This window comes from Photorhabdus khanii NC19 (assembly GCF_000517265.1).
Taxonomy (GTDB): Bacteria; Pseudomonadota; Gammaproteobacteria; order Enterobacterales; family Enterobacteriaceae; genus Photorhabdus; species Photorhabdus khanii.
The window spans coordinates 604,242-628,664 of the sequence record NZ_AYSJ01000014.1 but is presented as its reverse complement, the minus strand read 5'-3'; the positions used below and the strand labels follow the sequence as shown (position 1 = coordinate 628,664).

The following is a 24,423-nucleotide window of genomic DNA, read 5'->3' as shown; positions in this document are numbered from 1 at the left end:
TGATTAAATCTAATAGAAATCAGGGGTAGATTCACATAATAAGTGCAACATCGTTAATCTGGAAGTAAACATGTTCGTATTCCCTTAAATAATTCATTCGGTGTTTTCCCACCCCGTGTTTTCCGGGGGCGATTATTTAATCGGTTTACCACAAAATTTATTTCCTGATCAGAGATTTCATTAAAATCGGTTCCCTTTGGAAAGTATTGTCTGATTAACCCATTGATATTCTCATTGATCCCTCTTTCCCAAGGCGAATAAGGGTGAGCAAAGTAAATTTGGGTTTCTAATTTTTCACTGATGATTTCATGATCTGCGAACTCCAGACCGTTATCGAACGTGATGGTCTTAACCTTTTGTTTTAACGGAAATAATACTTTCACTGCCGCTTTCGCGACTTCTGAAGCTCGCTTGCTATCAAGTTTAACGATAATTGTATACAGCGTCTTGCGGTCAACCAATGTTAATAAGACACTTTTTTTTCCTTTCCCTATTATCGTATCTCCTTCCCAGTCGCCAATACGTTCTTTTTTATCAACAATTTCCGGGCGTTCATCAATACTGACCCGATTTTTAATTTTGCCTCTTCTTTCATAGCTACCATAACGTTTACGATAGGGTTTTCGGGCAATTCGCAGATGTTGCCATAAATCACCCCCCTCTATTTTATCTTTATAAATCAGTCTATAAATTGTCTCATGATGCAAAGATATCCCTTTATGTTGCTTTAAATAATCAGCCACCTGTTCAGGACTTAAGTCTTTCCAAATTAACCGTTTTATCCATTTTTTTACTTCCGGCGTTATTTTCACGGCTTTCTTAGCAAAATGACGACGAGCCAATACCTTCAAATGAGCCTGTTCAGGGCAGTATGTCTGGACTTCTTGATTTCTCTTCAATTCTCTGCTGATGGTCGACGGGCTTCGCTTAAGTGACTCAGCAATGAAACGCTGTGAAAAACCCGCTTTTTTTAAACTGGAAATCTGATATCTTTCTGTCTCGGTCAGTTGTGTATAGGCCATAGTGCATTTTCCTGTGGCGGGAAAGGTGCCTACTATAGCAACTGACCGCCTTTCTGAAAAATTGCACTTATTAGTCGAATCGGTATTAAAAATAGTGAAAACAATGGTTAATCCTTTATTATACCGATTAGAACCAGATATTAAAAAATGGCTTTTACTAACCATTTAAAACCTGCCCATCATAAAATTATCAGTGAAAAACGAGAAAAATAATTGGTTTTATTCATGTATATAGCCGTAAAAAATGTTAAATAATCGTTTATAAAAAATCTGAATAACAAAATCCTCAAATAAATCATTTAATCGAATACTAACTGGATTACTTTTAGCATTATTATGTTGCATTTATTATGTAACACCGTGATACATTAAATACGCCCGTTTAAACATGTTTTACACTATCTTATCCCATCCAATAATATTGCTTTTCTACGGTTTGATTTAAGTCATGCCTATTTTTATACCTTTAATATAATTTAACGCTAAAATAAATTCATATCGTTATTTTTCAAGCTATTTTCGCGCTCTGTTAACGCTTAAATGCTCATTTAATCATTATAACCTGTCTGGCAGATTAATTTGCCAGACTTTTCACCATTATTGATGTAATAAGGCGTTATTAAATTAACTGACCAAGTTATTTAAACATGATTTAAATAGATATGGGTCAATGGGATTAAGTGAAAATCTAGAATCATATGACGAGCCTATTTTAATAAATAAATGATTTTATTTTTATTTTCCAAATGAAAGGTTAAAACCACCGTCTTTAGACGGTGACTTTGACTTTAATTTTTTGACATATGCGCGTTTACGAGGTGCGTGGTTCGACGACTTTCAGTCGTCGGCACCGAAGTGCGCTAACCCACCTACTTCAGTAGGTGGTAGTTAAGAATCCCAATCTTTTAAAAATAATTTTGACTAAATGCACATGCCATTTATTACGCTAAAATAACCATTTTAATGAAGACAAAACAAAAACCATTAAACCATTAAACCATTAAACCATTAAACCATTAAACCATTAAACCATTAAACCATTAAAAAAATATCAAATATAAAATAAATCTCTTTTTAAAAAAGTTAAAAACCTTTTTTTTAAAATTGTGCTTTGAAAAATCAAAACACACTTGAAAACTGATGTTGGCGAATCTGCTGGCGTAAATAACGATTAACCCCATTAAATGTTTTAACATAATCTCATATATTAATATAACATCGAATTTTTTACCCGCTTTAAAAAATCCTTAATCACTGTTTTACCTTTGCTGATTAAAGTTTTTACCTGTTTTTACGTTAAATCCTGCGGGCTTGCCAAAAAGCTTTTCTCCAGTAAACATTATTCATAGATGAGCGAATGACACCTTTATGGGTTGATGCATGAATAAATTCATTGTTGGCATCATAAATACCAACATGTAACCCATATTCACCACTGCCTGTTTTGAAAAAAACTAAATCACCCGGCATTAAATCACCTTTATCAATGCGGGTTCCTAACCCTATTTGCCCACGGGTAGTACGAGGTAATTGAATATCAAACCGGTCACTGAAAGTACGGTAAACAAAACCAGAGCAATCGACTCCCCTACGATCCATCCCACCATAATGATAGGGTGTGCCGTACCATTGATTAAGCTGCTCTTTAAGTTGAGCAATCACCATGATGGGATCAGAAAGCGCCGTTTTTAACGCAGGAGCCTGGGTTCTGGGGGTATGACTGGAACAACCAATAAGTAACAAGCTGAGTAGCAACAACAGCTCTTTTATTCTTATCGTCATCAATCTCACCTCACAGAACCCACAAAATACGCTAACTTTATCCAGCCTCCAACCAAAAAACAAGGCTGTCTTTCAAGCAAAAGAGCTAAATATTTATTTGGTTATTCGTTCTGGACGGCTAATCAACCAGACACCAAATAAAATGAAAATGACACCTACTGTTTTCAACAAGGTGACTGTTTCATTAAACCAGGGCAATAAGGCCGCCATTGAATAAACAAAGACATAACTCAGGCTTATTAACGGATAAGCTTTATTTAATGGTAAATATTTCAGTGCAAATAACCAACATAGCATAGATAACAGATACCCAGCCAGACCAGCCATTATCGTCACGAGAGAATTGCGATTATCCCATAGCCACTCAACATCAAACCAATGCAAGCCAAAGTTCAATGCCGGCAAATTTACAACGCCCCATTTCAGCAATAACTGTGCTACTGTCACCAATAATACGCTAGCTAATCCCCAAATATAACCTTTCATTCATTCAGGCTCATCAACAAAATTCCCAACATGATACAAGCAACCCCACTCCAATGCTTCCTGCCTACTTTTTCCTGATAGAGAAATTTCCCCGCTAAAGTAACCATAATAAAATTGATACTCAACATAGGATAAGCTATTCCCAACGGCAATATCTGTAACAAACGCAGCCAAAATAACATCCCAACAGCTAACAGAATCACTGCCCCTACCAACCATTTCAGCGCTAATGCTTTCTTATTCCAACATATCACAGCCTGTTTCTGACATAGCTGACCAGCACATGTCATCATGCTGACCAGCAACAACAAAGCAAAACTTATCATGGGCGTTTCTCATAGACCATAATAACGAAGCGGTAATTACGGCTGACTTGATCTGCTTTTGGTAAATCAGGTAATTCTTCATTTTTATACAAATGAAAGAGTACTGATACCCGGCCTTCTTTACGGGCTTTTTCCAGCCATTGCGGAAAATCTTTATCGCTAATATGTCGGTATCGGCTATCCGGATAATTCAAACCATATTCCAGCTCACCAAAACGCTCAAGCATATAAATATCACTGCGTTTCATCTCCCATGCAACACTGGTCGCAAGGCCAACACTTTCCGATACAATATACCGACTGTCCGCAAGTTCTTGATGATGCAGGTTAATAAAACTCTGAGGCAATTTGGAGTTAATGATATTTTCAGGCAAAGCATTACCAATCGTCAGGCTGACAACAATAGAGCAAAATGCCGCCCACAACCAGTATTTCCCATTCAGCATGAAACACAGATAGCCAATAATTGCCCAGATCCCAAAGGCAACAATAGCTAAAACCCATTTCGGCCATTCTGATGGCTGATATAACGCATGTTTTGTCACTACTTCCATAGCAAACAAAGCCATTACCGCCAGCAACCCAATGAATACGTTAACTATTCCATTGATCTTCAGTAATTTCATCTTGCCATTTTTTACACAATCTACACCAAATTTAGCCATCATCATTGCCAATGGTGCCATACAGGGCAAGATGTAAGTCGGCAATTTTCCTTTTGCAATACTGAAAAATAATAATGGCACCGCAAACCAGCAAAGCAGAAAAAACATTTCAGGATGGGATTTTCTCTCTTTCCAGCCTTTAATCACGGCCCCAGGCAATAATCCAAGCCACGGGATCACACCAAGGATCAGAATCGGTATGTAATACCAGAATGGTGCTATATGTTGAGCATCATCGGCTGAGAAACGCTTAATATGCTCAATCCAGAAGAAATAGTGCCAATAATCAGGCTCACGCAGGGCAACCGCAATAACCCACGGCAAACTGATTGCTATCGCGGAAATAATAGCAAGCGGACCAAAGTAGACTATTTGCCGGACCCGTTTCTGATAAATGACAACCGGCAACATAGCAATCACCGGAACGGCCAGTGCCAGAAACCCTTTCGTCATAAAACCCATACCACAACACAAACCAAGCACCAGATATGCTATAACCCGCTGCCGGGTACAATCCGCTTTTAATGCCCAGAAACTGCACACCATGGCCGCTGTCACCCACAACGAGAACATCGGATCAAGCACGCTATAAGTGCCAATCGCCAAAACCAGAAACGTTGAGATATAAATCAAACTGGCGGCAAAAGCAATATGCCGGTCCTGCCACATCATCATAGCAAGCCGATATAATAAAATTGCACTGATGAAAATACAGAAAACTGATCCAAAACGGACAGCAAAGTTATTCTCACCAAAAATCCATTGGCTGATATTATTAATCCAATAACCGGCTACCGGCTTTTCAAAATAACGAATATCTAGCAAATAAGGAACAATCCAATCTCCTCGTTGCAGCATTTCACGACTAATTTCTGCATAACGGGTTTCATCTGGCTGCCATAACAGACGGCCATTAAGGGGTAATAAATAGGTAAGGGCAAAAAAAAGAGCCATCAGAAAGGCCCCTATTTTACACGCCCGGTTATTTAACATAGATAAGTTAAACCTCTTGTTGGCATCCTAACCACCCTTCTCTGCCGGGAAATTCGGAACGAACGATTCTTCCTACTGGAATTCGCTGTGTATTTTCAGGCAGCAGATGACTCAATGCACAAAATTGTATGTTTTCCCGGTGAACCATTTCCAGCAGGGCTTCAAATTCTGTGGATTTGGACATCCCTTCCACTTCCGTATGGATGGTATACACCGGGACTCCCAGGTTGTTTTTTATTTCATCAAGGATAAACCGATTAAAATCTTCATCTTTAACCTGAATTCCTACCACTTCATCATACGTCGGCAACGTCACCGGAATTTGCACAGTGCCAATAGTACCGTCAGGTAAAATGGGCCTGAATGGATGGGTCCCCCGGCAATCACTGTTGTAATCAAAACTAAATCGCTGCTTTACTGCAAGTACGCGTTCATCCGCCCGCCAGCCAGCAGCAGCAGAACACGTTACCCGTTGGCCGGTTGCCTGTACCAAAGCCTCCACTCCCAGTTTAACCTGCTCGGTTAACTGAGCCTCAGACCAGCGGCCAACTTTCGCCTGCCAGCCCTGATGATCCCAGGCATGTAAGCCAACTTCATGGCCTGCAGCCAGCGTTTGCTTCATCAGATAGCCTAAATCCCTGGCTATCTTCTTACCCGGCCATGCCGTACCCGCCAGTAAGATATCAAGACCATACAAAGATGCCGCATTTGATCTCAACATTTTCCATAAGAATTTCGGCCGTAAAAGACGCCATAAATGGCGTCCCATATTATCCGGCCCGACACTAAAGAAAAAACTGGCTTGAATCTGATGCTTCGCCAAGATTTTAAGCAACTGCGGTACCCCTTCAACGGTTCCCCGATAGGTGTCCACATCAATTCTCAAGCCAACTTGTTTCATGCATTTTTCCCTAATTCTTCCACTTCACCACGCAGGAAGAAATCCAATGTTTCATTTATCGTCTGTTTCATCTCAATGGTTGGTTTCCAACCTAGCAGCCGCTCCGCATTTTTAATGCTGGGCTTACGGTGTTCAACATCCTGATAGCCTTTACCGTAGTAACTTCCACTTTCAATCTTTTTAAATCCAGCAAACGGAGGAAAATGACCTCTCAACTCATGATTCTCAAAGCTATCAAGTAACATTTCTGCTAACTGGCGAATACTGGCTTCGTTAGTTGGATTACCAATATTGACAATTTGACCGTTACACAACCCATCACGGTTTTCAATAATCCGGAATAGCGCTTCAATACCATCATTAATATCAGTAAAACAGCGTTTCTGTTCACCACCATCCACCAGTTTGATCGGTGAGCCTTCAACTAAGTTTAATATCAGTTGTGTGATCGCTCTGGAACTGCCAATACGCGCAGAGTTCAGGTTATCCAAACGTGGCCCCATCCAATTAAATGGACGAAACAGCGTGAATTTAAGCCCTTCTTTCTCACCATATGCCCAGATAACACGATCCAATAATTGTTTGGAGACAGAATAGATCCAGCGCTGTTTATTAATCGGGCCAACAATCAGACGAGAATCATCTTCGTCAAACTCTTTATCATCACACATTCCGTAAACTTCTGATGTGGACGGGAAAATAATCCGTTTATTGTATTTAACACAATAACGAACAATCTTTAGATTCTCTTCGAAATCCAGTTCAAATACGCGCAGTGGGTTACGGGTATATTCAATCGGGGTTGCAATAGCCACCAGCGGCAGAACCACATCACACTTCTTGATGTGATACTCAATCCACTCCGTATGGATGTTGACATCACCTTCAATGAAGTGAAAACGTGGATTACCGATGAAACGTTCAATAGCAGAAGAACCGATATCCATACCGTAGATATCATAGTTGCCATCACGCAACAGGCGTTCTGTCAGATGATTACCGATAAAACCATTCACACCCAGAATTAATACACGTTTACGGTGGCTAATTTGAGAGGTTGACTTTGGGCCGACACGGATATCAGTCACAATGCTCATATCTGCCGCCAAGCGAGTTCCCTGAACATACAGACCGGATTCATTCTGCCCACTCATAATTTCTAGCGCACCTTGACCACAAGCAATGATCAGCGGAGCGACAGACAATATCGTACCTGGCTGTTTATTATGCGCTTTATTCAGCACGGAAGCCCGCCAGATAGTCATCTTGCGCTCACCCAAGAAAGTAAATGCCCCAGGATAAGGTTCCGTCACAGCCCTTATCAAATTGTTGATTTCGGTGGCTGATTTGCCCCAATCAATTTCTCCATCAGCGGCAATACGGCGACCAAAGTAAGTTGCCTGCTTCTCATCCTGCGGTGTGGCAGTGTAAGTTCCTGCTTTGATCTGAGGTAATACTTGATCAAGCAATTTTTCCGCCGCTTCACGAATTTTACCGTGCAAAATCAGCGAAGTATCTGTTTCTGTAATAGTGACTTTATGTTGAGCGACAATATCCCCTGCATCAGGTTTCAATACCATTTTATGCAGGGTAACACCCGTTTCTGTTTCACCATGCAAAATCGCCCAGTTAATGGGGGCACGGCCACGGTATTTTGGCAACAGAGAGCCATGCAGATTAAATGCCCCGGCGCTCGCCAGTGATAAGATATCTTCGCTCAGCATGTCCCGGTAATAAAAAGAGAAAATCACATCAGGTTTCATTTCCCGGATACGCTCAATCCAAAGTGGATGGTTAACGTTCTCTGGTGCAAAAACCGGCAGCGCCAAATCTGCACTCAAACGGGCAACAGAAGAGAAAAAATGGGTTTCAGTAGGATCATCTGTATGGGTAAATACTGCCTGAATATCAAAGCCCGCTTTAGTTAAGGCATTGATCCCGACACAGCCGATATCATGATAGGCAAAGATAATTGCTTTCATTTAGTACTCTTCCTGGTTTTCTGGGTTGTCGTTGGTCTTTTTATTTCCGACCACTTTTTGAATAAAATAACGTGGGCGCGCACGGACATCGTTATAAATACGGCCTATGTATTCACCTAATAAGCCCATTGCAATGAACTGTGCGCCAATAAACATGAAAAGGATGGCAAACAGGGTAAACACCCCTTCCGCTGCCCAAATAGAACCGAAAATCAGACGTAAAGTCACCAGCAGCACCGCCAGTAAAAAACCTGAAACCGCAATGACACTCCCGACTACGCTCAACAGACGCAATGGGGCTGTTGTCAGGCAGGTAAGCAGGTCATACATCAGATTAATCAGCTTCATGAAGTTGTATTTGGAATCACCAAATTCACGCTCTGCATGGGCAACATCAATCTCTATCGTTTTACGGGCGAAGGTGTTTGCCAGAATAGGAATGAAGGTGCTGCGCTCATGGCACTGCAACATGGCTTCAATAATGTGACGGCGATAGGCACGAAGCATACAACCATAATCCCCCATAGAACGGCCTGTTGCCTTAGTAATCATAGCGTTGATGATTTTTGAAGCTGTTTTACGAAACAGGGAATCCTGCCGGTTAGCCCGGCGGGTACCCACAACGTCATAACCCTGTTCAGCCGTTTTAACCAGACGGGGGATCTCTTCTGGCGGATTCTGTAAATCTGCATCAAGCGTAATAACCAGATCGCCATTGACCTGATTAAAACCCGCCATGATTGCTGAATGCTGACCGTAATTACGATTAAGCAGAATTGCAATAATATGATTTTCAGGTTGTTCCGCTGCCTGAATCAGAATTTCCGCAGATTTATCACTACTGCCATCATCAATAAGAATAAGCTCGTATTCCTGAGTCAATTGCTTACAAGCCGCCAAAGTTCTTTCCAGTAAAAGAGGTAAACTTTCTTCTTCGTTATAAACTGGAATAACAACAGAAACTTTCTTAATTTGCTCAAATGACACTTATCTGCGCTCCGAAATAATTTCTTGTAAAGCATCAATGACACAATCCACATCGTTATCACTCATATCAGGGAAAAGTGGCAATGAACAAAGCGTTGCTGAATTCCATTCTGATTCAGGCAGCGACAACTGCGAGTAACGCGCCCGATAATATTTTTGCGTATGTGCAGCCCTGAAATGCAAACCTGTGCCAATATTTTTTTCTTTGAGACGCTCCATTAATGTATCGCGGTCAATACCACAGATATCTTTATTAACCCGCACCATAAACAGATGATGTGCATGTAAATGTTCATAATCGGGTACACTTAGCATCTGCAACGGCAAATTTTTTAATGCCGCTGAATAACGGGCTACAATTTGCCGACGGCGAGCATTCATTGATTCCAATTTGCTTAATTGCACAACTGCAATGGCAGCATGAATATCAGATAAATTATATTTGTAACCCGGTTCTACAACTTCCGCCTGTGGTCTCCTGCCCTGAATTTGACGATCAAAAGCATCAACACCTAATCCATGAAATTTTAGACACCGGATCCGTTCAGCAAGTTCATTATTATCAGTAACAATTAAACCCCCTTCCGCACAGGTGATATTTTTTATGGCATGAAAAGAGAAAATAGCCGTACCATGCTCACCAACCCACTCATTTTTATAACGAGCCCCTATTGCATGAGCCGCGTCTTCAATTAACGGAATACCGGCATCCTGAGCAATGACACGCAGTGCATCCAAATCACAGGGAGCCCCAGCATAATGAACAGGAATAATCGCTTTAGTTCTGGGGGTAATTGCTTTTTTTACGGTTTCTGCTTCGACCATTAAAGTATTACGATCGACATCAATCATGATCGGTTCAGCACCAAGCAGACAGATCATATTTATTGTGGAAACCCAAGTTAGAGATGGAGTAATGACTTCATCACCGGGGCCAATACCCAACGCCATTAATGTCAGATGCATACCTGCCGTTGCAGAAGCCAAGGCAACCGCATGTTTACAACCAAACATACGGCAGAAATCCTGTTCCAATTGATGATTTTGCGGGCCTGTTGTAATCCAGCCCGAACGAAGAACTTTCTCTACTGCCTGAATTTCTTCATCACCTATGGCAGGACGGGAAAATGGCAAAAAACGATCCATAAAACACAGTCCAATTCATTCATAATATGATGACATCTTAGATGACTATATTTTAACGAATCATCAACGCAGGTATGATTTAGCAAATTAAGTGAAAATTACAATAGGTTCACTGTGACTGAACTATGATCAAAGCAAAAAAACTCGCCAATATTTATGCCTTTTCTCTGACACACATTTGATATCAGCCGCAAAAACGCTGGAGAGCGTATTTTCTTTCATTACCTCATCCGGTTTTCCATCCGCAACCAATAGGCCATTGGCAAGCAACCAAATCCGATCAGCTTTATCATAACTGTGATTAAGATCGTGACCACTCATGATGACGGTTCCACCGAGTGCACAGAATTTCTTTACCAACAGATCAAGTGCTGCCACCTGAGTGATATCAAGGTTATTTGCCGGCTCATCCAGGAGTAATAATTTACCTTTTGAATTAATTGATGGCCAAACCTGTAAAAAAACCCCGGTTAACCGCACCCTTTGCCATTCACCACCCGATAAATTTCCTACCGGTGTCTCCAGCAGCATTCCCAACTTAAAATAAGAACAGAGTTCTGACAGCACATCGTCACAATTAACCCGGTGGTGCATCAAGTGCAGTTGCAGATATTGAAAAACCGGCATTATGGGTATAGAAGAAATTTGCTGACTGAGCCATGCTCTGTGCCGTGCTAATTCACCATGACTATATTGACTCAGGCATTTTTGTTGCAAAGCAATTTCACCACTACACGGCAAAATACCTGCCATACAGGCCAATAACGTACTTTTCCCTGAACCATTCGGCCCAATGAGATGAATTTGTTCACCTTGTTGTACCGAGGCGGTCAGCGGCATTAATCGGTTTTGTACTGAGACTTGCCGGAGAGTCATCAACTGGCTGGTGATTTTCGCATCATTCACTTGCTTAACTCCAGTCTCTGACTTTTAATAATAACCAGATGAATACCGGCGCTCCTAATGTTGCAGTCACAACACCAATCGGTACTTCTGCATTCGTCAGGCTAAGGCGAGAAAGTAAATCAGCCAACAATAATCCATAGCCGCCTGCCAGAACACATGCAGGCAGTAAAGTTTTATAATCTGTCAGGCCACATAAACGTAAAATATGCGGAATCACCAGACCAATAAAGCTGATGGTTCCGGCAAGTGCAACACTTAACCCCACCAGCAATCCAATCGCGCATACAAACAGATTACGCCAGCGATAAAGTGAAATACCTAACTGTTGAGACGTTGTTTCTCCCAATGAAAGAAAATTAAGTACTTTTCCTTGACTGCTCAACCAAATAATTAAAGGAAACAAAGCAACAACCAACCATTGCTGTCGCCAGTCTATCCCACTGAAACTGCCCATCATCCAATACATTAGCTGGCGCAAATCCAGACTGGTACTAAAATAAACCATCCATGTCATCAATGCACCGGAGACGACACCGAAAGCGACACCCACCAATAACAAACGGGCATTATTCAGATGACGCTTTCTTGAAAAGGTCAGTAATATCATGGTGACAGTGAGCGCGCCCAACACAGCGCCAATACTCAACAACCAGAATGGCGTAATACCGTGGAACATTAGCACCAAAAACACAACCACCACACTGGCGCCATTACTGATCCCCAATAATCCCGGTTCGGCCAGCGGATTTTCAAACAGTGCCTGCATCACCGCCCCCGCCACAGTCAGGCTTGCGCCTACCGCAACGACAGCCAGAACACGGGGAAAACGTAGTTGCCACACAAACAATTGACCCGTTTCAGAAAACCACTTATCAGGCCATATCCAATTTTCCCCAGCACAAAGTGAGAGAAAAAAAACAAATAGAAATAGGCACGCGAGAATTGCCAGAAAGCGGTAATCACGCCTTTTCTGACGAGTCACTAACTCAGCAATGGAATAGGTGGGTTGCATTGGAAATCAGCTCATGAGAGAGGATCTTTATAAGAAAAAGGCCGCTATTAATGCGGCCTTTTTGATTATTCCTTAGGTGTGGCTTTCTCAACCCTGCTTTTTAACTTCTGACCAGGACGGAATGTCACTACTCGGCGAGCTGTAATCGGAATATCTTCACCCGTCTTAGGATTACGTCCCGGACGTTGGTTTTTATCCCGTAAATCAAAGTTGCCAAATCCAGACAATTTTACCTGCTCACCATTCTCCAAAGAACGACGCACTTCTTCAAAGAACAATTCAACCAGATCTTTAGCATCACGCTTGCTAATTCCCAGTTTCTCAAACAGATTTTCTGACATTTCAGCTTTAGTAAGCGCCATAGGTTCAGTCCCTCAAGGATGCTTGGAATCGCTGTTTCAGTGCTGCAACACATCTATTGACAGTTGCAGCAATCTCTTCTTCTTCCAGTGTACATGCGGTATCCTGCAAGATAAAACTTATAGCAAGGCTCTTATGACCCTCAGCTATACCTTTACCACAATACACGTCAAACAAGTTTATGCCAACTATATGATTTACGCCAACTTTCTTGCATTCTGCCAAAACATCTTCTACAGCAACGTTTTCAGGCACCACAATTGCGATATCACGACGGTTTGACGGAAAGCGTGAAATCTCTTTCGCGTCAGGAACCACGCGGTCTGACAGCTTGTTCCAGAGTATTTCAAATACTACGGTACGACCATTTAAGTCAAGTTTACGCTCTAATTCTGGATGGATAACACCAATGTATCCGATGTATTCATTTTCCAGATAAATCCCGGCACTCTGACCTGGGTGCAACGCCGGATTGACATCTGCTCTAAAAGAAATCTTAGATAATTTTCCAGTTAATTCCAGAATAGCTTCCAAATCGCCTTTCATATCGAAAAAATCGATAGATTGTTTTTCCAGTGACCAATGCTCTTCAAAACGATTGCCGGCAATGACACCACCTAACATCAGCTCCTGGCGAATACCCTGCCCCGCATTTTCATCAGGAACAAAACGCAAGCCGGTTTCAAACAGACGTACACGGTTTTGCTGGCGATTCTGGTTATACACCACAGTTGTCAGCAAACCCGTCAGCAAAGATAAACGCATTGCAGACATGTCCGCTGAAATTGGGTTAGGCAGCATCAATGCTTGTTGCTGTGGATGCAACAATGCCTGAGTTTTGGGATCAACAAAGCTGTAGGTGATCGCTTCCTGATAACCCCTGTCAACCAGCATGGTTTTAACACGTTTCAGGGAAAGATCCGCTTCGCGGTGTTTTTTCATGAGGAGATCTGCGCGCATTGGTACATCTGGAATATTGTTGTAACCGTAAATACGGGCAACTTCTTCCACCAAATCTTCTTCAATCTCCATGTCAAAACGCCAGCTTGGTGCAATCGACTGCCAGCAGTTTTCCTGAACAGTGACTTTACAACCTAAACGGGTCAAGATATCACCAACTTGCTCATCAGGCACACAGTGACCAATCAAACGATCCAATTTTTCACGGCGCAGTGTGATTGTCGCAGGTTTTGGTAATTGAGATTCATCAGTAATATCAATGATCGGGCCTGCTTCACCACCACAAATATCTATCAGCAGTTGGGTCGCTCTCTCCATTGCCTGGTGCTGTAATTGAGGATCAACACCGCGCTCATAGCGATGAGATGCGTCAGTATGTAAACCATAACGACGAGCACGACCAGCAATCGCCAAAGGTGCAAAAAACGCGCATTCAAGTAAAATATTTTGAGTTTCTTCATTCACACCTGAATGTTCACCACCAAAAATACCCGCCATTGCAATGGCTTGTTTTTCATCAGAAATAACCAGAGTATCAGCAGAAAGCTTGGCTTCTGTGCCATCCAACAAAACGAGTTTTTCATCCGGTTTCGCCATACGCACAATGATTGAACCATTTAAGCGTTCTAAATCGAATGCATGCAATGGTTGACCTAATTCAAGCAACACATAGTTAGTCACATCGACAATCGGATCGATAGAGCGGATACCACCACGACGCAGTTTTTCACGCATCCACAATGGCGTTGTCGCTTTCACTTTGATTTTTTCGATTACCCGCCCCAAGTAACGAGGGCAAGCTTCTGTTGCTTCAACATGAATAGGAAAAACAGTATCTGTTGTTGGCTTTACTGCCTCAATTTGCGGTACAGATAATGGCATTTTATTAGCGACTGCCACATCACGTGCAACCCCCATAATACTCAGGCAATCAGCACGGTTAGGTGTAATACTGATCTCGATGACGCTATCATCCAGCTTCAGATATTCACGCAAATCAACACCTAAAGGCGCATCAATGGGTAATTCAATAATACCGTCGTGATCTTCAGAAATACTCAGTTCAGAGAAAGAACACAGCATTCCTTCAGAAGGCTCTCCACGCAGTTTAGCCGCTTTGATTTTGAAATCACCTGGCAGCACAGCACCCACTGTAGCTACTGCAACTTTCAACCCCAAACGGCAGTTCGGTGCGCCACAAACGATATCCAATAGGCGATCACCACCGACATTCACTTTTGTAACCCGTAATTTATCCGCATTTGGATGCTGGTCACATTCAACAACTTCGCCGACAACCACACCATGGAATTGACCAGCAACAGCTTCAGTGCCATCAACTTCCAAACCAACCATGGTGATTTGATCCGATAATTCTTCACTGTCAATGGCTGGGTTTACCCACTCGCGCAACCAGAGTTCACTGAATTTCATGAGATATTCCCGCCTTATTTAAACTGTTTGAGAAAACGCAAATCATTTTCGAAGAACGCACGCAAGTCAGTTACACCGTAACGCAACATTGTCAGGCGCTCCACCCCCATGCCAAAAGCAAAACCAGAATAAATTTCAGGATCAAGGCCAACATTATTCAGCACATTAGGATGAACCATACCGCAGCCCAACACTTCCAGCCATTTGCCGTTTTTACCCATTACGTCAACTTCCGCCGAAGGTTCTGTAAATGGAAAGTAAGAAGGACGGAAACGAACTTGCAAGTCTTCTTCAAAGAAGTTAGTCAGGAAATCGTGCAACGTCCCTTTCAGATTGGTAAAACTGATGTCACGATCAATAATCAAACCTTCCACCTGATGGAACATGGGCGTATGGGTCTGATCGTAGTCATTACGATATACACGGCCAGGTGCAATGACACGAATGGGCGGCTGTTGGTTATGCATAGTCCGGACCTGAACACCAGAAGTCTGAGTACGCAACAGACGTTTGGCATCAAACCAGAAAGTATCATGATCAGCGCGTGCAGGATGGTGGGCAGGAATATTCAATGCATCGAAATTGTGATAATCATCTTCAATTTCAGGGCCTGATTCTACAGAAAAACCTAATTCACCAAAGAAAGTTTCAATACGCTCTATTGTACGGTTAACCGGGTGTAATCCACCATTTTCCATACGGCGACCAGGCAGAGATACATCAATCTTCTCTGCGGCTAAACGGAAGTTCAGGAGGTCAGTCTCCAGTTTTTCTTTACAGGCATTCAAAACTTCCTGGACTTCCTGCTTCGCCTGATTAATAACCGCCCCTGCGGCTGGACGTTCTTCGGCCGGCAGATCACGCAGCGATGACATTTGGAGAGTTAAATGGCCTTTTTTGCCTAAATATTCAACACGCACCAAATCCAACGCAGCAACATCCTGGGCATCTTCTATGGCTGCTTTTGCATTTGCAACCAATTCAGCGAGATGTGGCATCGTTTTCCTCTTCCTTCGGCCTAACGGCCTGCTAATAATGATCGTTAATGACTCTATAAACCTGCTTCTATTTTTATGTGATAAAAACAAAAAAGCCTCCACAACGGAGGCTCAGGCGCTACTTTTCGTTTCTTTTCTTACGCGCAAAGCCCCCTGAATTCAGGCGCTAAAATAAAAAAAGAAGCGAAAAAAAGCTAAAGACATAATATTGGTTCTCTCAGGAAAAATATGTTTTCTGACAACGACGCTTTAGTAAGCCACATTTTCAAACAAGGTAAAAGAGGGAGCATGCTCCCCCTCTCACTACTCTAACTTATGCCAGAGCGCTTTTCGCTTTTTCAACTAAAGCAGCAAACGCCACTTTGTCAAACACAGCGATGTCAGCCAAGATCTTACGGTCGATTTCAACAGAAGCCTTTTTCAGGCCATCAATGAAACGGCTGTAGGACAGACCATTCTGACGTGCAGCAGCGTTGATACGTGCAATCCACAGTTGACGGAACTGACGTTTACGCTGACGACGGTCACGGTAAGCGTACTGCCCTGCTTTGATTACTGCCTGGAAGGCAACACGGTAAACGCGCGAACGGGCACCATAGTAACCTTTCGCTTGCTTTAAAATTTTCTTGTGACGTGCACGGGCGACAACACCACGTTTTACACGAGCCATATACTTCTCCTATCGTCTCTAAATTCTAATCTAAAAATTGCTTATGCGTACGGCAGACAAGCAACAACCAAGCCCAGATCACCTTTGGAGACCATGCCTTTTGGACGTAAATGACGTTTACGTTTGGTTGATTTCTTAGTCAGAATGTGACGAAGGTTAGCGCGTTTACGCTTAAAACCACCACTTGCAGTTTTTTTAAAGCGTTTAGCGGCGCCGCGTACTGTTTTAATCTTTGGCATTTTAATTTCCACTTCGCATTGTTAATTATAACGAATCAGTCAGGCGAATAAGCCCCAACCAGACGAACCGGCTGGAGCTTATTACTTGATTGCCCGACTATTTCTTCTTAGGAGCGAGCACCATTATCATCTGACGGCCTTCAATCTTCGATGGGAAGGATTCGACCACTGCCAGTTCATCCAGATCGGCGCGAATGCGGTTAAGCATTTCGACACCAATCTGTTGGTGCGCCATTTCACGCCCACGGAAACGCAGGGTGATTTTGGCTTTATCGCCATCTTCTAGAAAACGAATCAGGTTGCGTAGTTTGACCTGATAGTCGCCTTCATCAGTACCAGGACGGAATTTAATTTCCTTAACCTGAATAACCTTTTGTTTTTTCTTCTGTTCTTTGATTGACTTACTCTTCTCATAGAGGAACTTGCCGTAATCCATGATACGGCAAACCGGCGGCTCGGCATTCGGGCTGATTTCAACTAAATCAACACCCGCTTCCTCAGCTTTTTCAAGAGCTTCTCTCAGATTGACGATGCCAATCTGTTCGCCATCTAAACCTGTTAAACGAACTTCAGAAGCGCGAATTTCTCCATTAATGCGATTAGGACGCGCCGTTTGAATTCTTTTTCCGCCTTTAATACTTTATTCCTCCAATTGATGAAGATTGCGACTGCGTATTTCTATCAGCAGTTTTTCGATGAACTCGTTAACATCAATGCTACCTAAATCCTTACCGCGGCGGGTTCGAACAGAAATTTTTCCTGATTCGACCTCTTTTTCACCACAAACAAGCATATAAGGAACACGACGCAGAGTGTGTTCACGGATTTTAAAACCAATCTTCTCGTTTCTCAAGTCTGCTTTTGCACGGATGCCTGCATCTTGAAGTTTTTTTGCTAATTCCTGTACATAATCAGCCTGGCTATCTGTGATATTCATCACAACTACCTGCTGCGGAGCAATCCATGTCGGGAAGAAACCCGCATATTCCTCAGTCAGGATGCCGATAAACCGTTCCAGTGAACCCAGAACCGCACGGTGAATCATTACAGGAACCTTACGTTCGTTGTTTTCACCTACGTAGGACGCACTCAAACGGCCCGGTAGTGAAAAGTCAAGCTGCACAGTACCACATTGCCACGCACGATCCAAACAATCATGCAAAGTAAATTCAATTTTTGGTCCGTAAAAAGCGCCTTCACCTGGCTGATACTCAAACTGAACACCGTTTTCTTGCAGCGCTGCCGCCAAAGCTTCCTCGGCCTGGCTCCATTGTTCTTCAGTACCAATGCGTTTTTCCGGACGGGTCGATAGCTTAACAACGATTTTTTCAAAACCAAAAGTGCTGTAAACGTCGTACACCATCTTAATGCAGCTGCTCACTTCCCGATGAATTTGCTCTTCTGTACAGAAGATATGAGCATCATCCTGAGTAAAACCACGAACACGCATCAAACCATGTAATGCACCCGACGGTTCATTACGGTGACAGCTACCGAACTCAGCCATACGTAAAGGCAAGTCACGATAAGATTTTAAACCTTGGTTAAAAATCTGAATGTGCCCTGGACAATTCATGGGTTTAACGCAATATTCACGGTTCTCTGAAGAAGTGGTAAACATATGCTCACCATAGTTTTCCCAGTGACCCGTTTTTTCCCACATCACACGGTCCATCATAAATGGACCTTTAACTTCCTGATATTGATATTCTTTCAGTTTAGTGCGCACGAAAGTTTCAAGTTCACGGAAAATAGTCCAGCCATCATTATGCCAGAATACCATACCCGGCGCTTCTTCCTGCATGTGGTACAAATCTAGCTGTTTACCAATTTTACGATGGTCACGTTTAGCGGCTTCTTCCAAGCGTTGCAGATAAGTGTTGAGCTGTTTCTTATCAGCCCACGCAGTACCGTATATCCGTTGCAACATTTTATTGTTGCTGTCCCCACGCCAGTATGCCCCTGCCACTTTCTGCAATTTAAAATGATGACAAAAACGCATATTTGGCACATGTGGACCACGGCACATGTCAACATATTCTTCATGATTATACAGACCAGGGTGATCATCACGACCAATGTTGTCATCCAAAATCTGTACTTTGTAATCCTCACCACGGGCGACGAACGTATCACGAGCTTCTTGCCAACTCACTTTTTTCTTGATGACGTCATAGTCTTTTTTAGCAAGCTCCAACATGCGTTTTTCAAGCAGCTCAATATCTTCCTGCGTCAGGGCACGGCCAAGATCGACATCATAGTAAAAACCATTATCAATGACAGGTCCGATGGCCATTTTAGTATCTGGCCATAATTGCTTAATCGCATGGCCCAACAGATGTGCGCATGAATGGCGGATAATTTCCAGCCCTTCCTCATCTTTACTGGTAATAATAGCCAGTTTTGCATCAGAATCGATTAATTCACAGGCATCCACCAACTCACCATTTACGCGGCCAGCAATACATGCTTTCGCTAAACCTGGACCAATATCACAGGCAACATCCATTACAGAAACGGCACGATCAAACTGACGTTGGCTACCGTCAGGAAGAGTAATAACAGGCATTTAAAATCCTTATCTACAGTGGTGACCCGCACGAAAGGTCACTTGAAGGAGTTCGATATTCAACTAAAATAACGATTTAAATTATTATCTAGTCAATCCATTAAAGTTTGGTACTAAGATTGGTACACGATGTAAAAAGTGACTGCCTTTGATACCGAAACATCGCGAAAATATACCACCAACAAACATTCAGGTCACGACTATGTTTAATCACAAAATCAAAGGACATACAGCCTCAATAATCCACTGCATCAATAACACGATCATAGCAACAACGAAAAAACACGATTTCTGCTCTTATTACAGAGCGGAATAGATATCGCCAGCTGGATATTGAAATCAATGCAAGTCTTGAAAAAATCTTATAGGAAACATGAGTAAACAGTAATGGCGGTTCCCAGTTCTCACTGAATATAATCATAATCAAATATATATTTCAGAAAAACTCATTCGAAATGGAATAGCCATTATTGTCAGCTCTTTAATCTAATCTGCCATAGTCAATGAACGGTAAGCATTCTTCACTTTCCACAAATAGCGTGGAGCCTGAGGTGCCGGATGATTATCCTTGACATGCTGATAAAACTCATCCGGTGTCATCCGATTTATTTTATTAACGGCTAACTGACGGTCAGCACTAAAAGTGCGCAAGAGCGCACCTGCACCATTGACGTAAGCAACGATAGTGGCATAGTAGAGCGTCTCCGGATTATCAATACCCGCCAAATGCTGCTCTTTTAGAAGACTAATATAAGCAGTACCAAGATCAATATTGGTTTTAGGATCTTTCAACTCGCGGGTTGTCGGCTGACCAGAACGCCCCTTCTGTCGATACACATCCCGTCCTGCTGTTGATGCTTTAATTTGCATAAGGCCAATTGCATTCGATTTACTGACGGCATCGGGGCGGAAACCTGATTCAACTTGAATAATCGCCCTGATAAGCGTTTCATCAATACCGTACCGATTGGATGCCTGTTGAATAAATGTATCAAAAGGTGTCGGCGGGAAAGAAGAAAACCCAGCTACATTAGCAGAGCTACCACTGAGCATACGTTGCTGACCTGACTGTTTTCCGATATTGGTTTGCTGGGCATTCCTTCCAGCACAACCGACTAATAGCACAATCAGTGCCACAAAGCTGAGTCTTAATTTCACCCTTTAATCCTCTGGATCAAATCTACTACAGCGCAGCATATACAATTTCACTCACAACCCAAAAATATTTTACTTAACTTTTAACTCTATTCATGTTCATATCATATGAAGTGACTATTGTAATAATCTCTGTTTCTAAATTTTATAATCTTGACTTTACTTAAATGATATTGATAATCGTTATCATATACATATTTATAACAAGTAAAGGTTTGAATTCATGAAAAAGAAACTCTCTCTGCTTCCTTACCCTATATCAGGAATCGTATTGATTCTCTTATCCATAATCTTATTTAGCCAGCAGGTATCCGCCGCCAAAAAATTCAAAGTCGTCACCACTTTTACTATCATTCAGGATATAGCTCAAAATGTAGCAGGTGATGCTGCAATTGTTGAATCAATTACTAAACCGGGTGCTGAAATCCATGATTATCAGCCTACTCCCAAAGATATTATAAAATCTCAACATGCTGATTTGATCCTTTGGAATGGATTGAATCTGGAACGCTGGTTCGAACGTTTCTTTGAAAACCTCAAAGATGTGCCCGCCGTTGTCATCACTGAAGGCATTACACCATTACCTATTCGTGAAGGGCCTTACAACGGAAACCCTAACCCTCACGCCTGGATGTCACCCACCAATGCTTTGGTTTATATTGAAAATATCCGCAAAGCATTTGTGAAATATGATCCTGAAAATACAGAAAATTATAATAGGAATGCCAAAGCCTATGCTGAAAAAATCGCCCAACTGGATTCTCCACTGAGAGAGCGTCTTGCCCGTATTCCACAGGATCAACGTTGGTTAGTCACCAGTGAAGGGGCTTTTAGCTATCTGGCTAAAGATTATCAATTTAAGGAAGTTTATCTGTGGCCAATCAATGCGGAAGAACAAGGTTCACCACAACAAGTTCGTCATGTGATTGATACAGTAAGAGCAAATAAGATCCCGGTGGTGTTTAGCGAAAGTACCATTTCCGATAAACCAGCCAAACAAGTCAGCAAAGAAACCGATGCCCGTTATGGTGGCGTTCTTTATGTAGATTCACTCTCCGGCAGTGACGGGCCAGTACCCACTTATATTGATTTACTGAACAAAACTGTAGATACAATCGCAAAAGGATTTAATCAATGAATAGCAATATGCTGTTTGAGCGTCCTCATTTAGTGGTTGATGACGCCACTGTGACTTATAACAACGGCCACACTGCTATTTATGACGCCAGTTTTTCTATCACCGGCGGTACTATCTGTGCATTGGTTGGCATTAATGGCAGTGGTAAGTCCACACTGTTTAAGACCATTATGGGGCTGGTAAACCCATCTCAAGGGAAAGTTACCCTAAGCGATATGCCTGTCAAAAGTGCATTAAAGAAAAATATCATCGCGTATGTACCTCAAACAGAAGAAGTTGACTGGAACTTCCCGGTACTGGTTTCTGATGTCGTTATGATGGGCCGCTACGGCAAAATGGGATTTTTGAGAATCCCAGGCAAAAAGGATCACCAAGCTGTTGATGAAGCACTTGAACGTGTTGGCTTAACGGCTCTGCGCAACCGGCAGATTGGAGAGCTTTCAGGAGGGCAAAAAAAACGGGTTTTTCTTGCAAGAGCGCTGGCTCAGGAAGGAAAAGTTCTGTTACTGGATGAACCTTTTACCGGTGTTGATGTAAAAACAGAAAATGCCATCATTGACCTGCTGTGTGATTTACGTGATGAGGGTCATCTGGTTTTAGTCTCAACACACAACCTTGGCAGTGTTCCCGAATTCTGTGACCACGTTATCCTGATCAACCGAACTGTTCTGGCAAGTGGCCCGACAGAAACAACGTTCACCCAGAAGAATTTGGAGATGACTTTTGGTGGAGTACTTCGTCACATTAATCTATCCGGGCCGGAGTTGCATAATGATGATGATCCACGTTCCCTGACGGTTATTACTGATGATGAACGTGCAGCGGTGTTTTACGGTCAAGATCACCATGTTCCACCGAGGCAAACCCAGCAAAAGGAGAAACATAAACCATGATAGAACTTTTGCTGCAACCTTTTCACTATAACTACATGGTGAAAGCTATCTGGGTCAGTTCAATTGTCGGTGCCGTTTGTGCCTTTCTTTCTGCCTATCTGATGCTAAAAGGCTGGTCACTGATGGGAGACGCTCTCTCTCACTCGGTTGTGCCTGGTGTCGCCGGTGCGTACGCACTGGGTCTTCCTTATGCAGGTGGCGCTTTTTTTACCGGCATGCTGGCAGCGCTATCAATGACTCTCGTTCGCCATATCACTCGCTTACGTGAAGATGCGGTGATCGGGTTTATATTTTCTACTTTCTTTGCTGCCGGCTTATTAATCGTTTCTCTCAACCCCACATCCGTTAACGTGCAAACCATTATTCTCGGTAATATCCTCGGTATCGCTGATGAAGATGTTCTCCAGGTTGAAATTATCATTGCAGTTTCATTTATCGTGTTAATGCTTATTTGGAAAGATTTGCTAGTTGTGTTCTTCGACGAAACCCATGCACGTTCTATTGGCTTATCTCCCTTACGGATGAAAATCATTTTTTTTACTTTACTGAGTGCCTGTACCGTTGCTGCCTTACAAACTGTCGGCGCTATTCTGGTCATTGCAATGGTAGTAACTCCAGGAGCAACCGCCTATTTACTAACTGATCGTTTTAAACACTTATTGATAATTGCAGTAGCTATTGGTTCTCTGACCAGTGCGTTTGGTGCTTATTTAAGTTTCTTCCTTAATGGTGCCACCGGCGGTGTTATTGTCACGCTACAAACCGTTATTTTCCTATTGGCGTTCTTCTTTGCACCAAAACACGGATTAGTCGCATCCCGTATACGTGCCAGAAAAGAATCCGTGGCGTTGGCTAAGGAGACACCGCTATGAATCAGTTGATTCAATTGATCACTGAACCGTTTATGTTTCCATTTATGCAACGGGCAATGTTCGCAGCCATTGTGACAGGCGCAGTATGTGCGATGCTCTCTTGTTACCTGGTGCTTAAAGGGTGGTCGTTAATGGGAGATGCTATCTCTCATGCCGTATTACCGGGGATTGTACTGGCTTTCGCTGCCGGGATACCTCTGGCTATTGGCGCGTTTCTTTCTGGTATTTTTTGCGCTTTTGCAACAGGATATCTGAAAGAACACAGCCGGATAAAAGAAGATACTGTGATGGGAATCGTCTTTTCCGGCATGTTTGCTTTTGGTTTGGTTCTTTTTGCCCGAATAGATACCGACCAACATCTCACTCATATTCTGTTTGGTAATATGCTGGGGATCACTAAAGATGAATTGAATCAAACATTATGGATTACCTGTATTACCATGGCTGTGGTACTGCTAAAACGTAAAGATTTCATGCTCTATTGCTTTGATCCGAACCAAGCGCGCGTAGTAGGGTTACCTGTTAAGTTTTTGCATTACGGTTTACTTTGTTTGCTGGCAATGACTATTGTCGCTTCCCTGCAAGCCGTGGGAATGATTCTGGTTATCGCAATGTTAATATCGCCCGGGATTATCGCTTTTATGTTATGCCGTAGTTTTGACCGAATGTTAATTGTCGCTACTGTTGCGTCGGTCAGTTCCTGTGTTCTTGGTACATTGATTAGTTTCCATATTGATGGAGCAACAGGGCCATGCATTGTTCTTGTCCAGGCTATTTTCTTTACACTGGCACTGGGTTACAACCAGATAAAACAGGCAAGAATGAAACTCAAACATAAAACCCATCAAGCTACTCTCCAAGTCTCCGACGAACCTAATTAATAACAAAAAGGGTTATATCTGTTTTAAGATATAACCCCACTAATCA

Annotated in this window: 23 protein-coding genes and 1 other annotated feature; of the genes, 4 read left to right on the top strand and 19 right to left on the bottom strand. The window is 42.5% G+C overall.

The window, feature by feature from the left end:
* Positions 1-53: 53 nt before the first annotated feature.
* The 19 genes from PTE_RS18310 to PTE_RS18220 form a co-directional block, all read right to left on the bottom strand.
* Positions 54-1,022: an IS30 family transposase gene (locus tag PTE_RS18310; protein WP_023842307.1), complete on the bottom strand. Its 969-nt coding sequence runs from the start codon at positions 1,020-1,022 to the stop codon at positions 54-56.
* A 1,296-nt stretch (positions 1,023-2,318) separates the two neighbouring features.
* Entirely contained in the window at positions 2,319-2,804 is a 486-nt protein-coding gene (locus PTE_RS18305) for a C40 family peptidase (protein ID WP_036849466.1), read from the bottom strand.
* Between the two features lie 93 nt (positions 2,805-2,897).
* Positions 2,898-3,290, bottom strand: a complete 393-nt coding sequence (arnF, locus tag PTE_RS18300) for a 4-amino-4-deoxy-L-arabinose-phosphoundecaprenol flippase subunit ArnF (RefSeq protein WP_036849465.1) — start codon at positions 3,288-3,290, stop codon at positions 2,898-2,900.
* Positions 3,287-3,616, bottom strand: a complete 330-nt coding sequence (gene arnE / locus PTE_RS18295; protein ID WP_036849464.1) for a 4-amino-4-deoxy-L-arabinose-phosphoundecaprenol flippase subunit ArnE — start codon at positions 3,614-3,616, stop codon at positions 3,287-3,289. The genes arnF and arnE overlap by 4 nt, the downstream gene beginning before the upstream one ends.
* Positions 3,613-5,274, bottom strand: a complete 1,662-nt coding sequence (gene arnT / locus PTE_RS18290) for a lipid IV(A) 4-amino-4-deoxy-L-arabinosyltransferase (protein WP_036849463.1) — start codon at positions 5,272-5,274, stop codon at positions 3,613-3,615. Before arnT ends, arnE begins: the two co-directional genes overlap by 4 nt.
* Positions 5,275-5,281: 7 nt before the next feature.
* Positions 5,282-6,175: a 4-deoxy-4-formamido-L-arabinose-phosphoundecaprenol deformylase gene (arnD, locus tag PTE_RS18285; RefSeq protein WP_036849462.1), complete on the bottom strand. Its 894-nt coding sequence runs from the start codon at positions 6,173-6,175 to the stop codon at positions 5,282-5,284.
* Positions 6,172-8,157, bottom strand: coding sequence for a bifunctional UDP-4-amino-4-deoxy-L-arabinose formyltransferase/UDP-glucuronic acid oxidase ArnA (gene arnA, locus PTE_RS18280; RefSeq protein WP_036849461.1), 1,986 nt, complete (start codon positions 8,155-8,157; stop codon positions 6,172-6,174). The genes arnD and arnA overlap by 4 nt, the downstream gene beginning before the upstream one ends.
* Positions 8,158-9,144 carry an undecaprenyl-phosphate 4-deoxy-4-formamido-L-arabinose transferase gene (gene arnC, locus PTE_RS18275; RefSeq protein ID WP_036849460.1) on the bottom strand — a complete coding sequence of 329 codons (987 nt, stop codon included), beginning with the start codon at positions 9,142-9,144 and terminating at the stop codon, positions 8,158-8,160.
* Positions 9,145-10,290 carry a UDP-4-amino-4-deoxy-L-arabinose aminotransferase gene (arnB, locus tag PTE_RS18270; protein WP_036849459.1) on the bottom strand — a complete coding sequence of 382 codons (1,146 nt, stop codon included), beginning with the start codon at positions 10,288-10,290 and terminating at the stop codon, positions 9,145-9,147.
* 129 nt (positions 10,291-10,419) lie between these two features.
* Entirely contained in the window at positions 10,420-11,166 is a 747-nt protein-coding gene (btuD, locus tag PTE_RS18265) for a vitamin B12 ABC transporter ATP-binding protein BtuD (RefSeq protein ID WP_036849614.1), read from the bottom strand.
* Between the two features lie 34 nt (positions 11,167-11,200).
* Positions 11,201-12,208, bottom strand: coding sequence for a vitamin B12 ABC transporter permease BtuC (gene btuC, locus PTE_RS18260; protein ID WP_036849457.1), 1,008 nt, complete (start codon positions 12,206-12,208; stop codon positions 11,201-11,203).
* A gap of 65 nt (positions 12,209-12,273) precedes the next feature.
* A complete protein-coding gene (ihfA, locus tag PTE_RS18255) occupies positions 12,274-12,570 on the bottom strand; it encodes an integration host factor subunit alpha (protein ID WP_011146885.1) in 297 nt (98 codons plus the stop codon).
* Positions 12,571-12,574: 4 nt separating this feature from the next.
* A complete protein-coding gene (pheT, locus tag PTE_RS18250; protein WP_036849456.1) occupies positions 12,575-14,962 on the bottom strand; it encodes a phenylalanine--tRNA ligase subunit beta in 2,388 nt (795 codons plus the stop codon).
* A gap of 14 nt (positions 14,963-14,976) precedes the next feature.
* Positions 14,977-15,960 (bottom strand): phenylalanine--tRNA ligase subunit alpha, encoded by a 984-nt coding sequence (pheS, locus tag PTE_RS18245; RefSeq protein ID WP_036849454.1) that lies wholly within the window; start codon positions 15,958-15,960, stop codon positions 14,977-14,979.
* A gap of 85 nt (positions 15,961-16,045) precedes the next feature.
* Positions 16,046-16,170: a sequence feature (Phe leader region), on the bottom strand.
* 103 nt (positions 16,171-16,273) lie between these two features.
* Positions 16,274-16,630 (bottom strand): 50S ribosomal protein L20, encoded by a 357-nt coding sequence (rplT, locus tag PTE_RS18240; protein WP_021323015.1) that lies wholly within the window; start codon positions 16,628-16,630, stop codon positions 16,274-16,276.
* 41 nt (positions 16,631-16,671) lie between these two features.
* Entirely contained in the window at positions 16,672-16,869 is a 198-nt protein-coding gene (rpmI, locus tag PTE_RS18235) for a 50S ribosomal protein L35 (protein WP_011146889.1), read from the bottom strand.
* 97 nt (positions 16,870-16,966) lie between these two features.
* Positions 16,967-17,506, bottom strand: coding sequence for a translation initiation factor IF-3 (gene infC / locus PTE_RS23995; RefSeq protein ID WP_071993001.1), 540 nt, complete (start codon positions 17,504-17,506; stop codon positions 16,967-16,969).
* 3 nt (positions 17,507-17,509) lie between these two features.
* On the bottom strand, positions 17,510-19,438 hold the full coding sequence (thrS, locus tag PTE_RS18225) for a threonine--tRNA ligase (protein ID WP_036849451.1): 1,929 nt from the start codon (positions 19,436-19,438) through the stop codon (positions 17,510-17,512).
* 486 nt (positions 19,439-19,924) lie between these two features.
* Positions 19,925-20,596, bottom strand: a complete 672-nt coding sequence (locus PTE_RS18220; protein ID WP_036849450.1) for a transglycosylase SLT domain-containing protein — start codon at positions 20,594-20,596, stop codon at positions 19,925-19,927.
* A gap of 220 nt (positions 20,597-20,816) precedes the next feature.
* Between PTE_RS18220 and PTE_RS18215 the strand changes: the two genes are divergently transcribed.
* From PTE_RS18215 to PTE_RS18200, 4 genes are read left to right on the top strand one after another with little or no spacing between them, the layout of a single operon-like run.
* Positions 20,817-21,731 carry a metal ABC transporter substrate-binding protein gene (locus tag PTE_RS18215; RefSeq protein ID WP_036849449.1) on the top strand — a complete coding sequence of 305 codons (915 nt, stop codon included), beginning with the start codon at positions 20,817-20,819 and terminating at the stop codon, positions 21,729-21,731.
* Positions 21,728-22,624, top strand: coding sequence for a manganese/iron ABC transporter ATP-binding protein (locus PTE_RS18210; protein ID WP_036849447.1), 897 nt, complete (start codon positions 21,728-21,730; stop codon positions 22,622-22,624). The genes PTE_RS18215 and PTE_RS18210 overlap by 4 nt, the downstream gene beginning before the upstream one ends.
* Positions 22,621-23,496, top strand: a complete 876-nt coding sequence (locus PTE_RS18205) for a metal ABC transporter permease (protein ID WP_021324215.1) — start codon at positions 22,621-22,623, stop codon at positions 23,494-23,496. The genes PTE_RS18210 and PTE_RS18205 overlap by 4 nt, the downstream gene beginning before the upstream one ends.
* The gene (locus PTE_RS18200) at positions 23,493-24,377 is read left to right on the top strand and encodes a metal ABC transporter permease (protein ID WP_036849445.1); all 885 of its coding nucleotides are present in this window, start codon (positions 23,493-23,495) and stop codon (positions 24,375-24,377) included. The genes PTE_RS18205 and PTE_RS18200 overlap by 4 nt, the downstream gene beginning before the upstream one ends.
* The last annotated feature ends 46 nt before the right edge of the window (positions 24,378-24,423 follow it).

Bases quoted from the DNA above. Each gene is read 5' to 3' on its own strand.
- arnB (WP_036849459.1), bottom strand. From the start codon at position 10,290: ATGGATCGTTTTTTGCCATTTTCCCGTCCTGCCATAGGTGATGAAGAA.
- thrS (WP_036849451.1), bottom strand. From the start codon at position 19,438: ATGCCTGTTATTACTCTTCCTGACGGTAGCCAACGTCAGTTTGATCGT.
- pheS (WP_036849454.1), bottom strand. From the start codon at position 15,960: ATGCCACATCTCGCTGAATTGGTTGCAAATGCAAAAGCAGCCATAGAA.
- arnE (WP_036849464.1), bottom strand. From the start codon at position 3,616: ATGATAAGTTTTGCTTTGTTGTTGCTGGTCAGCATGATGACATGTGCT.
- rpmI (WP_011146889.1), bottom strand. From the start codon at position 16,869: ATGCCAAAGATTAAAACAGTACGCGGCGCCGCTAAACGCTTTAAAAAA.
- arnF (WP_036849465.1), bottom strand. From the start codon at position 3,290: ATGAAAGGTTATATTTGGGGATTAGCTAGCGTATTATTGGTGACAGTA.
- ihfA (WP_011146885.1), bottom strand. From the start codon at position 12,570: ATGGCGCTTACTAAAGCTGAAATGTCAGAAAATCTGTTTGAGAAACTG.
- pheT (WP_036849456.1), bottom strand. From the start codon at position 14,962: ATGAAATTCAGTGAACTCTGGTTGCGCGAGTGGGTAAACCCAGCCATT.
- PTE_RS18205 (WP_021324215.1), top strand. From the start codon at position 22,621: ATGATAGAACTTTTGCTGCAACCTTTTCACTATAACTACATGGTGAAA.
- PTE_RS18305 (WP_036849466.1), bottom strand. From the start codon at position 2,804: ATGACGATAAGAATAAAAGAGCTGTTGTTGCTACTCAGCTTGTTACTT.
- PTE_RS18310 (WP_023842307.1), bottom strand. From the start codon at position 1,022: ATGGCCTATACACAACTGACCGAGACAGAAAGATATCAGATTTCCAGT.
- PTE_RS18200 (WP_036849445.1), top strand. From the start codon at position 23,493: ATGAATCAGTTGATTCAATTGATCACTGAACCGTTTATGTTTCCATTT.
- arnD (WP_036849462.1), bottom strand. From the start codon at position 6,175: ATGAAACAAGTTGGCTTGAGAATTGATGTGGACACCTATCGGGGAACC.
- btuD (WP_036849614.1), bottom strand. From the start codon at position 11,166: ATGACTCTCCGGCAAGTCTCAGTACAAAACCGATTAATGCCGCTGACC.
- PTE_RS18215 (WP_036849449.1), top strand. From the start codon at position 20,817: ATGAAAAAGAAACTCTCTCTGCTTCCTTACCCTATATCAGGAATCGTA.
- rplT (WP_021323015.1), bottom strand. From the start codon at position 16,630: ATGGCTCGTGTAAAACGTGGTGTTGTCGCCCGTGCACGTCACAAGAAA.
- arnT (WP_036849463.1), bottom strand. From the start codon at position 5,274: ATGTTAAATAACCGGGCGTGTAAAATAGGGGCCTTTCTGATGGCTCTT.
- PTE_RS18210 (WP_036849447.1), top strand. From the start codon at position 21,728: ATGAATAGCAATATGCTGTTTGAGCGTCCTCATTTAGTGGTTGATGAC.
- arnA (WP_036849461.1), bottom strand. From the start codon at position 8,157: ATGAAAGCAATTATCTTTGCCTATCATGATATCGGCTGTGTCGGGATC.
- btuC (WP_036849457.1), bottom strand. From the start codon at position 12,208: ATGCAACCCACCTATTCCATTGCTGAGTTAGTGACTCGTCAGAAAAGG.